Below are 14069 nucleotides of genomic sequence, written 5' to 3' on the forward strand. Positions count from 1 at the left end.
GAGAGATTTCCGGAGTGCGGGCCAGAGCACCTCTGCTGCTGCCGGGCCGTCCTCGCGCCGCTGACGCGGTGCCCTCGGCTTCCACGTCGTGCCGGGCGGCCCTACTATGTAAGTACATTTTTTACGTAAGGCGCGACCCTCAGGGCCGCCCTTGAATTGGAAGATTATTGCTGAAACCGCAGCGCCACGCCAAAGGCATGCTCAGCGCTGACGATAAGCGCGGATTCCTCTTCGTGGAACGGGATATCGCCCAGCAGCAAACTGGCTTTCACCTTGCGCAGATCCACACTGCGTAAGCTTAACGCCGCCATGCGTGCACTGCCGTTGTAATCGGGTGGTAATCCAGCGAAACGTTGTGTGACATAGCCGGCAGCCGCGAAGCGCACCGTCGCCACGCCGGCTTTTAATACGAAGGCCCCTTGCTGGCAGGCGGTGAGCGCATTCGCCCCAAACAGCCGACTGTAAGGTTGTGCTGCCGCCGCAGGATCCTGCGCCACCACCACAAATTCGACAATATCAGTCACGCCATTGGGATGCTGACGCCATGCATCCTGCCATACCGCATATGGGGTCTCGTGCTGGCAGAAGAAACTGCGCCCATTCGGCACCAGCGCCGGTCGTAACTGCACGGTACGGAAACGCGCCTGATCCTCATTGCCATCCGGCAACTGCACCGGACGAAAAAAACTGGCGGGCACTGCGCCATCAATATCCTGGCTCTCAAGATAACGCCATACCGCATCGGCATCGTCGGTCTTCCACACCAACCCGCTCAGGCCTGTCGGCGACTGCCACACATCCTGACGTAAACTGGCGCGCCCCGGCTCGAAGCCGAGCAGCTCAAGATAGTTATCACCAAACACGGCCAGATGATTACTGGATCCGAGCGAATGGTGGCCGCGTTCGGTGAGCTGAAACCCCAACCGACGAAACAGCGCACTGGCCTCATCTAACTGATCGGCCACGTTGATCACCACATGATCCAGACGGGGAATCGGTACGGAAATCGCCATCGCTTTCCTCTTTGCTCTCATGGTCACCGCGCCCATGCAGGCGCGTCCGGTTCGGATGCTGACAGTGGCTGCCAGTTGACGTGCGTTTCCGCGCCAAAACCGGCGGCAATGCCGGCAATCAGGGTGGTAATTTGCGTATCGGTGTGCTGATCCTGACTGCGCACGATGCCCTCGATCTCCGCTGTCTGAGGTAGCACATTCCAGCTATTACCCGCCGTTAAACGCGTAACGCCAAGCGTCCATTGGCGATGACGACTGGGGAGTGCATAAAGCGCGGAAATGATATGGCTGCCGATCACAATCACATCAATGCCTTCATGTGGCCGTGCGGCATGCGCGCCTTTACCGGTCAGGGTGATGTGAAAACGCTGCGTGGAGTGGGTTTGCCCGGTCATGGTCATCCTTGTGAGTGTTCAGGTAAAAAAGGCTCGCCCAGCGTCAACATCAAACGGTTTGCCCAGGCAAAGAAAGCAGCGGACTGGATCACATCAAGCAGTTCCAGCGTGGTGAAGCCCTGATCGCGTAATGTCTGCACCTGTTGCAGGCTGGCGGCAGCGGGGGTAATGGAAAGCGTCGCGGCCAGGTCAATCATCGCGGCCCAGCGTGGTGACTGGCCGTGTGCCAACTCTGCGCCCGGTGCCACATTCAGCAGCTTTTGCACTGCCGCATCGTCTTTTGATAACTGGCTGGCTTTGCGCGCATGGACCGAGGCGCAGAAGATGCAGCCATTCACTTTACTGACCACGGTGGCCGCCAGTTCACGCTCGGCACGCGGCAATCCGCCAGCGGTGTAAAAGATACCTTTGTCGGTCAGCGTGCGCTGTTCCAGCAGCGGCAGATGGCGTGCCAGCAGGCGGAAGTAATCGGAGTCGCTGTGGCCGTTTTTCTTCAACGTAGCCTGTTCATCGCCGGTAAATTCGTTGAGCGGTTTGGCTGCCAGCCAGGGTTCCCAGCCTAACTCTTGCTGGGTAAAGGCGGTGAGGGCGGTTTGGCCACTCAACGTCAACGGTGCATCGTGCCACTTGCCAGCCACGGCGTGCGCTTGCGCGTCACTCTGCTCGCCGTTAAGCAGGCGTAAGCCGGTCAGTAGACGACTTTGAAAGCTTACAAAGGCGATTAACTGTGCAAGGGTGACGATGCCACGCGGCGTCCAGCCAGCGCTTTGCAGGTTTTGAATGTGTTTGGGCGCTGCATCCACCGGGTGCAGGCTGAGCAGTTCGGCAAAGGCGTGACCGGCCGCAAAACGTGCGTCATGTGCCTTGTGGTTCAGCTGCAGCTGATAATGCGCCTGTAAGCGAGTGGCGCCGTGCCAGTCGGCGACCTGTGCGGCTAAGGCAAACCGCCATTGCAGCGGAAGGTCTGCATCATCTTCACCAAACAGCACCTCATAGCTGCCTTGCGTGTGCTGAGTGGCAGCATGGCGCTCGTTGCGTGCTAACGCGAGTTCCGATGCGGGATCGATATCCGCTAAGGCGGCGAGTAAATCAACGGGTTGAGACATCATCTTCTCCTTTAAGCCTGTTCCAGAGCACGCAGCTCTGGGGCGATGTGATCAGCGATTAATTCAATGGAACGCAGAATGTCGGCGTGTGGCGGATCGATCGAGTGCACCTGGAAGGTGATATCGGTGACACGTTGCAAGGTGGAGTCGGCGCGCAATGACGCCAGGACGGAAGGTGCATCGCCAAAGTGCGCATCAAGCTGCCGCGCATGGCTTTCCAGCGTATGTCCGGTGATGACGTGGCCAGCAGCCTGAAACTGCTCAGCCTGGCGCCGCAATCCTGGCTCCGCGAGACGACGCGCATAGTCATTCGAATCGGCAACAAACGCGGTGCGCGAGGCGAGTATGCGCGGTGCAATACCGGCCGGTAACGCGGCCAGATAGGCATCGATCATTGGATTTTGTATCGCCTCCAGCGGCAAATCAGGCTGGCCTGGCGGACGCGGTTGCGTGCGTGACAACATCAAGCCATGGCCAGCAGCGCCGGCTCGCGCGGCACCCTCAACCGAGAATGTGGCGATCCACACGCGCTCTGCCAGCGTTGGCGCGGGCGGGTAGAGATGATTGTCCGGGTGCGCGAGGGTATCGCCACGCCAGGCGCTAAGCAGCGTGTGCAGCTGGTCGGCAAACACACTGGCGCGTTGATCGATGGTCAAGCCAAAGGGCAAGAAAGAGGTTTTTGTGCCGCCCGATCCCAATCCGACTTCCAGCCGCTCATGACTGAGCAGGTCTAATACGGCGGCATCCTCTGCCACGCGCAGCGCGTTTTCCATCGCCAGCGTAATAATGCCAGTCCCAAGACGAATCGTGCGGGTGTGCGCGGCCACGTGAGCGAGGAAAACCAGTGGCGCAGGCAGACCGCCTTCCTTCTCATGAAAATGATGTTGAGCGATCCAGGCGCTGTCGAATCCCAAACGTTCGGCGTGCTGAATCTGTTCGGTGGCGAGGCGATAGCGCTCTTGCGCCGATACCTCATCCAGCAGGCGAGTGAAAAAGCCAATGCGTTTACGCGTCATGCAGACTCCTTAATCAGCGGACGGATAGCGGGGATGGCGTCAATCAGTGCACGGGTGTAAGTATGCTGAGGTGCGTTAAATAATGTGACGGTGTCACCTTGTTCAACCACTTCCCCCGCCCTCAGTACGGTCACGCTGTGCGCAATGCGGCGCACCGTAGCGAGATCGTGGGTGATAAACAGATAGGTCAATCCCAGTTCCTGTTGCAGCTGTTGCAACAACTGCAGGATTTGCGCCTGTACGGTGACATCCAGTGCCGAGGTGGCTTCATCCAGCACCAGTATCGCCGGCTGCAGGATCAGTGCGCGCGCAATCGCCACGCGCTGGCGTTGACCTCCGGAGAGTTCACGCGGTTTACGGGTCAGCAATTCCAGCGGCAGTGCCACTCGCTCAGCCATAGCTTCGACCTGCTGGCGGCGCACATAGGTACTGAGTTTTTCGAAATTACGCAGCGGTTCTTCGATTATGGCAAACAGCGTCTGGCGCGGATCCAGTGAGGCAAACGGATTCTGATACACGAACTGGATTTTGCGTCGGAGTTGGCGCAGCGCTTCACCGCGCAGCGCACTGGCATCAATGCCGTCAATCACCACGCGTCCGCTGTCAGCCTGTTCAAATCCCAGCAGAATGCGCGCCAGCGTGGTTTTACCGGAGCCGGACTCACCGACCAGTGCGTGCGTGGTGCCGCGTGGCACTGTCAGGCTGACCTGTCTGGCGACCTGTAACTGCTGCTGTTGACCGAGTGAGAACTGCTTGTTGATGGCTAAAAGCTGGATCGCGGGTGTCGAAAACTTTGCTTCAGGTGAAATCGCCAGCGCCGTGTGGTCTGGTGAAGCATCCTGCAGCAGCTGGCGCGTGTAGGGATGTTGTGGCGCGTTAAACACCTGAGCGGCTGGCCCTTGTTCCTGAATCTCGCCGTGACGGAATACCAGCAACCGGTCGGCGCGTTCAGCCGCCAGCGCCAGATCGTGCGTGACAAACAACACCGCAGTGCCCGACTCACGGCGTAGCACATCCAGCAGATCCAGAATGCGTTTCTGCACCGTGACATCCAGTGCGCTGGTGGGTTCATCCGCGATGATAATTTGCGGTCGCAAGGCGAGGGCGATCGCAATCAATACCCGCTGCTTCATGCCGCCAGAAAGCTGATGCGGATACTGCGTCAGTCGCTGTTGCGGATGGCTCAACCCGACTTTTTCCAGCAGTTCCAGTACACGCTGCTGGCGCTCAGACTTGCTGATTTTCTGATGCAGTTGCAGCATCTCACCCACCTGATCGCCGATGGTTTTCACCGGGTTGAGTGAGTTGCCGGGATCCTGCGGCACCAGGCTGATACTGACGCCGCGCAGGCTGTCCATACGTTTGGCTGACCAGTCGGCAATATCGGTGCCGTTTAACACGATCTCGCCGCTGTCGCGACGACCATTTTCGGCCAGCAGGCCAATAATCGCCTGTGCGGTGGTGGTTTTACCGGAGCCGGATTCGCCGACTAATGCCACCATTTCACCTGCCTGCAAGGTGAAGCTCACGTTGTGCACCACTTCACGCCACTGCCCGCGCTGTTGATAGCTAAGGGAAAGATTTTCTATTGCGAGTAATGCACTCATGCGCCACCTCCGCCGATTTGTTGGCTAATGCGATTCGCCGCCAGCACCACGGCCACCACCACGATGCCGGGAAAAGTGGTGAGCCACCAGGCGGTGGCCAGGTAGTTACGCCCTTCAGCAATCAGTAATCCCCATTCTGGTGTAGGTGGCGGTGTGCCATAGCCCAGGAAACTGAGGGTGGAGAGCGCCAGAATCGCCTGACCAAATTGCAGTGCGGCAAAGGCTATTACCGCCGTCAGCGAGTTGGGCAGAATGTGGCGCCACAGCACCTGCCAAAAGCTGCCGCCACTGCCATAGGCCGCTTCAACATATTCGCTGCGCCGCACACGCACCACTTCACCACGTGCAAGGCGGGCAAAGCTGGCGATGGAGGCAATCCCCACGGCCAGCGCGGCATGCACTGTGCCAAATCCCAGCAGAATCAGTACGCTAAGTGACAGCAGCAATGAGGGGATGGAAAGCAGCACATCGACAAGGCGCATCAAGGTGTTTTCCATACGCCCGCCCACAGCGCCCGCCAAAACGCCCAGTGTGGTGCCGCCAATCAAGCCCATTGTCACGGCGGCAAAGGCGGCGGCCAGTGACTGTGAAGCACCGTAAACAATACGGGTAAACAGATCGCGGCCGAGTTGATCGGTCCCGAGCCAATACGCGGCCTGCGGCGCTAAACGTTGCGCGCCGGGCACCCCTTGGGTCGGGCTGTAATGGGTGAATAAACCCGGCGCGAATGCCGCTAATAGGGCCAGCAGCATCACCGCCCAGGCCAGCCAGAGTCCGGGCTGAATCTGCCAGCTGCGTTGGGTACGTGGGGTGACGCCGCGTTGGCGAGCGGTGGCGTAATCGACGAGGCTCATCGGCTTCCTCCGGCGATAGGTTGCAAGCGGGGATCGAACAGTGGCATCAGCACATCGACCAGCAGATTGATCAGGACAAAGGCCAGCGCAGAGATCATCACCACCGCCTGTAACACCGCGACATCCTGATTATTGACCGCCTGCTGCGTCAGTTGGCCGATACCGCTGAGACCAAATACGGTTTCGGTGATCAGCGCGCCGGCGATCAACTCCCCTAAAAGCAGACCGGCCACGTTGAGCACCGGCAGCAGCGCATTGCGCATAACGTGTCGCCATAGCACGCGACTGGCGCTGGCGCCTTTGGCTCGTGCCACCGCCACAAACGGCTGCGTTGAAATCTGGTCAATACTGCGCAGCAGGATTTGTGCCAGCGGCGCGGAGATCGGGATCGCCACCGTGATCACCGGCAGGATTAAACCCTGCAATGGCGACGGGTTGATCACCGGTATCCAGCGCAACTGGAAGGAGAAGAGCTGAATTAACGCGATGCCGAGCCAGAAGGTCGGCAACGAAATAAACAGCGCAGGAACGGATTGCAGCAACGAACGCAGCAGACGCAGTGCGGGCAAGCGAGACAGTGCCGCCAGCGCAAAGGCCAGTAATGTGGCCAGCGCAAAACCCAGCACGGCCAGCTGCAGGGTGGCGGGCAGGTTGCTGATCAACAGATCGCTCACTGACACGCCAGCCTGTACTGAATAGCCAAAATCACCGTGCAGCATCGCCAGCAGAGTATGGAAATATTGCTGCCACAGTGGGTTATCCGCACCATAAGCCAGCCGCATCTCAGCGATCTGATCCGGGCTCAGGCCCAGATCCGGGTTCTGAAATTTAATCAGCACCGCATCGCCCGGCAGTACCTGCAGCAGCAAGAACGACAGGGTAAACGCGGCCCATAATACCAGCACGCTTTGACCCACTCTTCGCAGCAGAGAACGTTGCATCATCAGCCTGCCTTAGTGTTTTTCCAGCCACGCGCCGTAGAACGAAGGACGACCCACCGCTTCAAAGCTCACGCCTTTGAACCAGGGAGCACCCGCGAACACTTGCGGCTCTTCGAAGATCGGGATCACGTAAGCCTGATCGAGCAGATAGCGTTGGGCATCGCCGGTCAGAGCCAGACGTTTAGCCGGATCCACTTCTGCTGAGATATCCACCAGCAGTGCATTCAGCTTGTCGTCGCGGAAGTTTTGCACCTTGTCACTGGAGCCGCCTTTTTGCAGCAGCGCATTACGGTTGGTGGGGTAGAAACTGCTTTTAATCACATCCGGATCGGCACGGCCAACTTCCGTGACGTTGAGCGGCGTTTTCAGCGGATCGAGATTATCCAGCGTGGCGCTGCCCGCATCGCCCGCTTTCACCGCTAAGGCGACGCCCACCTGACGCCACTGCTGTGCCACCAGTTGCAACACTTCTTTGTTCTGCGGCTGTGGCAGGGATTCGTAGATGGCGAGGGCGAGTTTTTTACCCTCTTTCTCACGAATCCCATCGCTACCGACCTTCCAGCCTGCTTCATCAAGCAGCTGTTTTGCCAGGGTGGGATCGTACTTCAGCTTGTCGGCGAGGTTGACGTAACCGGCTGCAGAATGGGCAATAACCGACGTGGCCTGCGGATAGTTAGGCGAGAACAGTGTCTGCACCACTTGCTGCGCGTTGGTAGCGTGCAACAGCGCCTGGCGCACCTTCAGATCACTGACCAGCGCATTGTCAGGACGGAAGCTGATGCTGTCGTTTACACCGCGTGTGGGTGCGGCATAAATCGGGAAGTTTTGCTGCTGCGCCTGTTTTTCGTCATAGGCCTGGACCTGGCGGATAAAGTCTGCCTGGCCCGCCAACAATGCGCCGATGCGCACGCTATCTTCCGGCGTGACGATAATTTTGATGCCATCGAGATTGGCCGGGCCTTGCTGGGCGATATTTTTCGGCCCCCACTGATAATCTTTACGCGCGGTGAGATCGACTTCACGCCCGAGTTTTTCATCACTGACGACAAACGGACCGGAGCCAATAATATGGCGCGCGTCACCCAGTTGATCGAAGCTTCGTTGCAGGGTGCTCAGAGAAACTAAGCCAGATCCGATGGTCGCGGTGCCCTGTAAAAATCCCGGAGAGGGTTTTTTAAAATAAAACTTCACCGTCAGCGGATCGATGACTTCACTGTGGTCGTAGTTATTGATCACTTCCGAAACCGGCAAGCGCAGGGCTTTATTACCGAGACCGTAGGTATCAAAGTTTTTGGCCACCGCGTTGGCATCCAGTGGCGTGCCATCAGAGAAGGTGACGCCCGGACGAATTTTAAAGGTATATTCGGTTTTATCGGTGTTGCTGCTCCAGCTTTCCGCAACCCAGGGTTCAACCTGCAGCGTCTTTGGATTCTGCCACGTCAGCTTATCGGTGATCTGGTTGAGGATACCGCCGTTGGGGTAGAAACCACCGGCAGGCGGATAGAGGTTGGTATGTGGCTGCTGTTCAAGATACACCAGCGTACCTCCCTTGACCGGAGTGTCCGCCGCGTGCGCGCTAAATATCCCTGTCAGCAGGGCTAAGCTCAATGCCTGCAAGTGAAAATGCTTACTCATGGTGAATTCCTTATGATTCAATAGCCCGGCGGGCGGATTTCATCATCAAATGCCGCACCCGCGAGGAGAACCAAGGAATTGCACTAAGCTTTTGCGAAAAAAATAAAATGAATGGACTTGTGGGAAATAATTAAGATTCTTCGCCGATTAAAAGTGGCGTTAACTCTCTATAATGTAGAGGTTTTATATTTATGGCTTACAGCATGAGGGGGGAGTTTAATGAGAGCATATTGGATCCCGGGTTTAATGTTTATGCTGTCAGCGTGCTCAAGCTCCGTCGGGCATAATTTCGATAGTGCGAACATTCAGAAAATACAGACCGGTAAAACCACCAGAGCCGAGTTGATAAATATGTTTGGGCTGCCTGATTCTGAATCCCCTTATCCGGAAGGGCAACGCCTTATGATGTGGAAATACAGCGAAGCCCGTACGCTGGATACCACCGCAGGCAAGACACTTACCGTGCAAACCAGGAATGGCCGGGTGTTTACTTACACATTGAGTAAGAGTTGAGGGCAGCAGAAGTTGATGCCTGACAAAACCATGCAGTGCACCAACAATAATCTGACCTAAACTTGAAAACATTACGGAGTGAACCAGGTTCACCCCAGTAATTTACCTACCTACCTACCCGCGCCCTAAGGGATTCTGGATAACGCTCGCCAACCACATCGATAGCCTGAAGAGCTGTGGTGATTTTTTGTATTTCATGCGTGTTTAACGCTACTTGCGACGCCCCTAAATTTTCTTCCAGACGATGCAATTTCGTCGTACCGGGAATAGGTACGATCCACGGTTTTTGCGCCAGTAACCAGGCAAGCGCAATTTGTGCAGGCGTTACCCCATTTTCGGTCGCAATATTTTGCACCAACGTCACCAGTTGCAGGTTGGCTTCCCTGGCTTCGGCAGCAAATCGTGGCACTTTGCTGCGAAAGTCATCTTCTCCAAATGTCATTTGCGCATCTATGGTGCCGGTAAGAAAACCTTTCCCGAGCGGAGAGAACGGCACAAAACCAATGCCCAGTTCTTCAAGCAGAGGCAGGATTTTTTCTTCCGGCTCACGCCACCACATTGAATATTCGCTTTGCAACGCGGTCACCGGTTGCACGGCATGCGCACGCTTAATGGTCTCTGGACCTGCTTCAGAAAGACCAAAGTGTTTTACTTTCCCTTCAGCAATCAGATCTTTAATCGTCCCCGCGACATCCTCAATGGGTACGTCTGGATCAACCCGATGCTGATAATACAGGTCAATCACATCGGTTTTCAGGCGTTTTAATGAGCCTTCAATCGCCTGGCGAATATGATTCGGTCGGCTGTTGAGGTTCTGCTGCTTATTATCATCGCCAAAGGTAAAGCCAAACTTGGTGGCAATCACGACTTTGTCGCGATAGGGGGCTAACGCTTCGCCCACCACCTCTTCATTGAGATAAGGACCATAAACTTCCGCCGTATCAAAAAACGTCACGCCCTTTTCGTAGGCGCTGCGGATCAGTTCAATGGCATGCTGCTTGCTGACCGCAGGGCCGTAGCCATGACTCAGGCCCATACACCCCAAGCCAATCGCAGAGACTTCGAGCTTAGTGTTTCCAAGATATCGTGTTTGCATTGGTCACTCCTATAAGTTTGGAAGCAAGGGATTAGACATCGAGTTTTCGCCCGGTCAGCCACTCCACCATGGCCGGATCCCGATGCGAGAAGAAGGCGCTGGTTGCTGTATCAAGCGCGGTAATGCGGCCCATGTCATCGCTGCTTAATTCGAAATCGAGCACGTTAATATTCTCTGCCATACGCGCTTTGCGCACTGATTTTGCGAGAGACACCACGCCACGTTGGAAGATCCAACGCAACACCACCTGGCCCACACTTTTGCCATGCTTTTCGCCTATCGCAGCCAGAACCGGATGCTGGAACAAACCGTTTTTACCTTCGGCAAAGGGCGCCCATGCCTCTGGTTGAATGTTTCGACTCTTCATCCATGGCACCGCATGCAGCTGCTGCTGAAAGGGATTCACTTCAATCTGATTCACAGCGGGCACAACCTTGTTAAAGGCGATGAGATCGGCCAGGCGATCGGGATGGAAATTGCTGACGCCAATGGCTTTAATTTTGCCCGCTTCGTACAACTCTTCCATCGCACGCCACGCGCCATGCACATCGCCGTACGGTTGGTGGATCAAATAAAGATCGACATAGTCCATCTGCAGTCGATTCAAAGAGCGTTCAAACTGAGCTTTTGCGCCTTCATAATTTGTATCCTGCAGCCACAATTTGGTGGTCACAAACAAATCGTCGCGCGCTATGCCGCTTTGTTGTAGCGCATTACCAACCTGCGTTTCGTTTTGATAAGAGGCCGCTGTATCGATCAGGCGATAACCGGTTTCGATGGCATCAATCACTGCGCGTTCGCACTCGGCGGCATCGGTCATCTGAAACACACCAAAGCCCAGCAGAGGCATATCGAGACCGTTATTAAGTTTTACTGTCTGCATGAGATTACCCTTTCGTGAATTTCGAAAAGCATAACGTCAGGAGATTGATTTGATTAGACCCTGTAATCAGCTAGGGTTTATTAGTTCAATTCATTAATAAACCCCGGCGGTTACGCTACTGCAGATTTTTTTCTTTTAAAAACTGACTCACCAGATCGGCGATTTGTACATTGTTGAGATCCGAGAAGGGGAAGTGGGTATTTCCTGTAATGCCAATCTCTGGAAGATGGATGACTTTCACATCTCCACCGTGTTTGTTCACAACATCGCGCCATTGGCGAGCCATCGCCAGCCGCACACGCCAACTGTCCTGCGCTGGCATCGCACTGGGTTTATCCGGGATGTTATCGCCATAGATAATCAGAATGGGCATTCTGGTTAAGGCCATAAACTTATCAAGCGCAATTGACTCGCCCTTGAGCGTATCGAATGCGCTGGGCATCGGGGCCGGGAGTTCATTTTCGGGGAAAACAAAGCCGCTTCCAGGTTCAAAAGCGACTATAGCTTTGACCTTGCTGTTCTTGATGGCGGTATACCAGCCAGGGCCGCCGCCCTGTGAATGGGTGAATAATATGGCAGGGCCGCTTTTGTCGATAACAGCGGACATGGCATCGGAGATCACATTGACGTCAAACGGTCCGGTATTCGGCGTCATTTGGCGGAAATACTGGTTCAGTGCCTCTTTATCCTGAGAAAACTGCACACCTTTAAAAAATGTGGGCCATACACCAAGGCGGAACTGATTGAACCATAGTTGCTCATCCGGTTTCGCTGTCAGCGTGGCGGCTATTGTGCTGCGCCCAGCACTGCCGCGGCGTGGTTGATCAACCAGATAGGTGGTGAATCCCCGACGGAGGAAAAGGTTCTGAAATCCTTCACGGCCATCTGGCGTGCTTTCCCAGGTTCGCGAGAACTGTCCTGCGCCATGGAGCATGACGATGGGATATTTGTGTGGATTTTGAGGTATTTGATAAAACACCGCTGCGTGGTCGCCGTGATACGTCTGGCCTGCAGAGTCCAGTGGTTTTCTTGCATCAAATTCCCCTGGCGCAGTAACTACCGTGCCGCCAGCAGCAAAGCTTCCTTGTTCCGCTATTACCAAGGGGGCAGCTTTCGACGTGGTGACAAAGCCTGTAACCAACAGACAGATCCACCAGGCACTTAGTTTTCTTCCCATACATTTTCCCTCTTCATATATAACCTCAGCGACGAATCGCTGTTAGCCAGTGAGTGACGGTTTCGGTGGTTTTCCTTTCCTGATTGCATTCGATAACCAGCGGTTTTTCTCTTTTTGCCGTGGCTGCCAATGTGGAGAGAACCTCTTCACTGTTACCCACCCCGTAACCACCATGGGTGATAAACGGGATAATCAGTTTGTTGCTCCAGTCACCACGACTGAGAAAAGTCTGTACGATCGGTGGCACCGTCATGCCCCAAATCGGAAAGCCAAGATAGACGGTTTGATAGCTTTCAAAATTCCCGACACTATTTTTTAATTCCGGTTTGAAATTTTGAGCGCTTTGTTTTTTTGCCTGCTCAACCGTTGCGAAATAGTCTTCGGGATAGGCAGTGGCCGGTTCAATTTCGAACAGGTCAGTGCTGAGATGACGATGAATGACACCCGCAATCACGCGGGTGTTACCACTTCGGGAAAAATAGGCCACCAGCGTAGTGTTGTTGCTTTGTCCGTTGGACGTTCGGGCCTCTGCGTGGGGGAGTATAGAACTGGACAGTGCCACGCCCGCCAGCGCAGTGAGCAACATTCTTCGGTGGGCATCCGGTGAGTCGGACATCATTTCACTCCATCGGTCAGAAAGTTATTGAATAGCACTCAGCGCAATTTCTGCGCGTGCCGCAGCCTGCTCGTCGCCATCGGCCCGTAATATCTCTACGACCTGATGCAGCTGTTCTCGCGTTAACCCCACACGCAAGCTGGCACGGCTATGCGAAAGCAATTGCGCTTCTGCGCCCGGCGTGGCGGCTAGTGCACCTACAGTGGCCAACTCACGGCTTTGCCAGTCGAGGTTGTCACGGGCAAAAATATCGCCAAACAGATGAGCTTGCAGAAACTGATTGATCACCGGAGCAAACTCAAAAACAGGTCCTTTAACGGGTGCGCCTGATATTTTGGTTTGATTGTCGGTGCCCACCTGGCGTAATGCCTCTCCTACAGGAATTGGCTGGGTGGGTTCTTTGCCGGCCACATCGTTGATGCCGCGCTGTTTACGCGCTTCGGTGACTTTCATCAGCGCGTTCAAAGCATTCAGACTGCGAGGGAACCCGGTATAGGCATAGAGTTGCACCAAAATTTCTTTAACTTCATTCACCGTCAAACCCGCATCCAGCCCCTGCTTAAGTGCGATATCCAGTTTTGCCATGTTGCTGGTTGCCATAGCAGCAGCGATCGGTGGAATGGCTTGCTGGCGAACGGACAGCACCTTAGCCATCGTCGTGGCAGGGGCGGGCGTGTCAGCGGCAGCCGAATAAGGTGCCAGACTGCAACAGCTAATGACCATTAACCCGGCAGCCAACTGCTTAATTCGCGCGGTATTGTTCATCGGTCACTTTCTCCATCCAGTTAACGTTTTTTCCATCAACATTGCCTGTTACGGCGAGATGGGTCATTGCACTGTTGGCGCTGGCGCCATGCCAATGTTTCACGCCCGGTGGGCACGTCACCACATCGCCCGGACGGATAACCTGCACAGGTTGTCCTTCCTGTTGAGTTAACCCCACGCCTGACGTCACGATGAGCCGCTGTCCGGCGGGATGAGTGTGCCAGGCTGATCGCGCACCTGGCTCGAAGGTGACATACGCAGCCGATGCATTGATGGCGTTATCGGCGACAAACAGTGGATCAACCCGAACCTGACCTGTGAAGTTGATGGCCGGGCCCGTCACCGATTTTTGGCTGCCTGCCGGGGCAATATGGACCTCGTGCTCTCCAGGAAGAGAGGCGAAAGTGATGAAGGGCAGTAAAAGCCCGAGATAACCCCATTTAGCTGTCATG

General features: G+C 55.5%; 14 protein-coding genes. All 14 read right to left on the bottom strand.

What is annotated here, in order from left to right:
* Positions 1-164 precede the first annotated feature (164 nt).
* The 14 genes from WFP70_RS05770 to WFP70_RS05835 all read right to left on the bottom strand — a co-directional run bounded on the left by WFP70_RS05770 (position 165) and on the right by WFP70_RS05835 (position 14068).
* Complete coding sequence (locus WFP70_RS05770) at positions 165-1013, bottom strand: VOC family protein (RefSeq protein ID WP_337022914.1); 849 nt, start codon at positions 1011-1013, stop codon at positions 165-167.
* A gap of 23 nt (positions 1014-1036) precedes the next feature.
* Positions 1037-1408: a peptidase dimerization domain-containing protein gene (locus tag WFP70_RS05775; RefSeq protein WP_442956333.1), complete on the bottom strand. Its 372-nt coding sequence runs from the start codon at positions 1406-1408 to the stop codon at positions 1037-1039.
* A 2-nt stretch (positions 1409-1410) separates the two neighbouring features.
* Positions 1411-2514, bottom strand: coding sequence for an alkylhydroperoxidase domain protein (locus tag WFP70_RS05780; protein ID WP_337022915.1), 1104 nt, complete (start codon positions 2512-2514; stop codon positions 1411-1413).
* Positions 2515-2525: 11 nt separating this feature from the next.
* The gene (locus WFP70_RS05785) at positions 2526-3530 is read right to left on the bottom strand and encodes a putative FMN-dependent luciferase-like monooxygenase (protein WP_337022916.1); all 1005 of its coding nucleotides are present in this window, start codon (positions 3528-3530) and stop codon (positions 2526-2528) included.
* The gene (locus WFP70_RS05790; RefSeq protein ID WP_337022917.1) at positions 3527-5137 is read right to left on the bottom strand and encodes an ABC transporter ATP-binding protein; all 1611 of its coding nucleotides are present in this window, start codon (positions 5135-5137) and stop codon (positions 3527-3529) included. Before WFP70_RS05790 ends, WFP70_RS05785 begins: the two co-directional genes overlap by 4 nt.
* Positions 5134-5991, bottom strand: coding sequence for an ABC transporter permease (locus WFP70_RS05795; RefSeq protein ID WP_337022918.1), 858 nt, complete (start codon positions 5989-5991; stop codon positions 5134-5136). The genes WFP70_RS05790 and WFP70_RS05795 overlap by 4 nt, the downstream gene beginning before the upstream one ends.
* Complete coding sequence (locus tag WFP70_RS05800; RefSeq protein WP_200573092.1) at positions 5988-6932, bottom strand: ABC transporter permease; 945 nt, start codon at positions 6930-6932, stop codon at positions 5988-5990. Before WFP70_RS05800 ends, WFP70_RS05795 begins: the two co-directional genes overlap by 4 nt.
* Before the next feature lie 12 nt (positions 6933-6944).
* Entirely contained in the window at positions 6945-8567 is a 1623-nt protein-coding gene (locus WFP70_RS05805; protein ID WP_337022919.1) for a TIGR04028 family ABC transporter substrate-binding protein, read from the bottom strand.
* A gap of 619 nt (positions 8568-9186) precedes the next feature.
* The gene (locus WFP70_RS05810; RefSeq protein ID WP_337022920.1) at positions 9187-10176 is read right to left on the bottom strand and encodes an aldo/keto reductase; all 990 of its coding nucleotides are present in this window, start codon (positions 10174-10176) and stop codon (positions 9187-9189) included.
* A 31-nt stretch (positions 10177-10207) separates the two neighbouring features.
* On the bottom strand, positions 10208-11059 hold the full coding sequence (locus tag WFP70_RS05815; protein WP_337022921.1) for an aldo/keto reductase: 852 nt from the start codon (positions 11057-11059) through the stop codon (positions 10208-10210).
* A gap of 115 nt (positions 11060-11174) precedes the next feature.
* Positions 11175-12236, bottom strand: a complete 1062-nt coding sequence (locus WFP70_RS05820; protein ID WP_337022922.1) for an alpha/beta hydrolase — start codon at positions 12234-12236, stop codon at positions 11175-11177.
* Positions 12237-12261: 25 nt separating this feature from the next.
* Entirely contained in the window at positions 12262-12852 is a 591-nt protein-coding gene (locus WFP70_RS05825) for a flavodoxin (protein WP_337023042.1), read from the bottom strand.
* 24 nt (positions 12853-12876) lie between these two features.
* The gene (locus WFP70_RS05830; protein WP_337022923.1) at positions 12877-13617 is read right to left on the bottom strand and encodes a carboxymuconolactone decarboxylase family protein; all 741 of its coding nucleotides are present in this window, start codon (positions 13615-13617) and stop codon (positions 12877-12879) included.
* A complete protein-coding gene (locus WFP70_RS05835; protein ID WP_337022924.1) occupies positions 13595-14068 on the bottom strand; it encodes a (R)-mandelonitrile lyase in 474 nt (157 codons plus the stop codon). The genes WFP70_RS05830 and WFP70_RS05835 overlap by 23 nt, the downstream gene beginning before the upstream one ends.
* Position 14069: the final 1 nt, after the last annotated feature.

Source organism: Pantoea sp. USMM079, assembly GCF_037153115.1.
In the GTDB taxonomy this organism is placed as follows: domain Bacteria; phylum Pseudomonadota; class Gammaproteobacteria; order Enterobacterales; family Enterobacteriaceae; genus Pantoea; species Pantoea communis.

Coding starts and splice junctions, on each gene's coding strand:
- WFP70_RS05770 (WP_337022914.1), bottom strand. CDS start 1,013: ATGGCGATTTCCGTACCGATTCCCCGTCTGGATCATGTGGTGATCAAC.
- WFP70_RS05775 (WP_442956333.1), bottom strand. CDS start 1,408: ATGACCGGGCAAACCCACTCCACGCAGCGTTTTCACATCACCCTGACC.
- WFP70_RS05780 (WP_337022915.1), bottom strand. CDS start 2,514: ATGTCTCAACCCGTTGATTTACTCGCCGCCTTAGCGGATATCGATCCC.
- WFP70_RS05785 (WP_337022916.1), bottom strand. CDS start 3,530: ATGACGCGTAAACGCATTGGCTTTTTCACTCGCCTGCTGGATGAGGTA.
- WFP70_RS05790 (WP_337022917.1), bottom strand. CDS start 5,137: ATGAGTGCATTACTCGCAATAGAAAATCTTTCCCTTAGCTATCAACAG.
- WFP70_RS05795 (WP_337022918.1), bottom strand. CDS start 5,991: ATGAGCCTCGTCGATTACGCCACCGCTCGCCAACGCGGCGTCACCCCA.
- WFP70_RS05800 (WP_200573092.1), bottom strand. CDS start 6,932: ATGCAACGTTCTCTGCTGCGAAGAGTGGGTCAAAGCGTGCTGGTATTA.
- WFP70_RS05805 (WP_337022919.1), bottom strand. CDS start 8,567: ATGAGTAAGCATTTTCACTTGCAGGCATTGAGCTTAGCCCTGCTGACA.
- WFP70_RS05810 (WP_337022920.1), bottom strand. CDS start 10,176: ATGCAAACACGATATCTTGGAAACACTAAGCTCGAAGTCTCTGCGATT.
- WFP70_RS05815 (WP_337022921.1), bottom strand. CDS start 11,059: ATGCAGACAGTAAAACTTAATAACGGTCTCGATATGCCTCTGCTGGGC.
- WFP70_RS05820 (WP_337022922.1), bottom strand. CDS start 12,236: ATGGGAAGAAAACTAAGTGCCTGGTGGATCTGTCTGTTGGTTACAGGC.
- WFP70_RS05825 (WP_337023042.1), bottom strand. CDS start 12,852: ATGTCCGACTCACCGGATGCCCACCGAAGAATGTTGCTCACTGCGCTG.
- WFP70_RS05830 (WP_337022923.1), bottom strand. CDS start 13,617: ATGAACAATACCGCGCGAATTAAGCAGTTGGCTGCCGGGTTAATGGTC.
- WFP70_RS05835 (WP_337022924.1), bottom strand. CDS start 14,068: ATGACAGCTAAATGGGGTTATCTCGGGCTTTTACTGCCCTTCATCACT.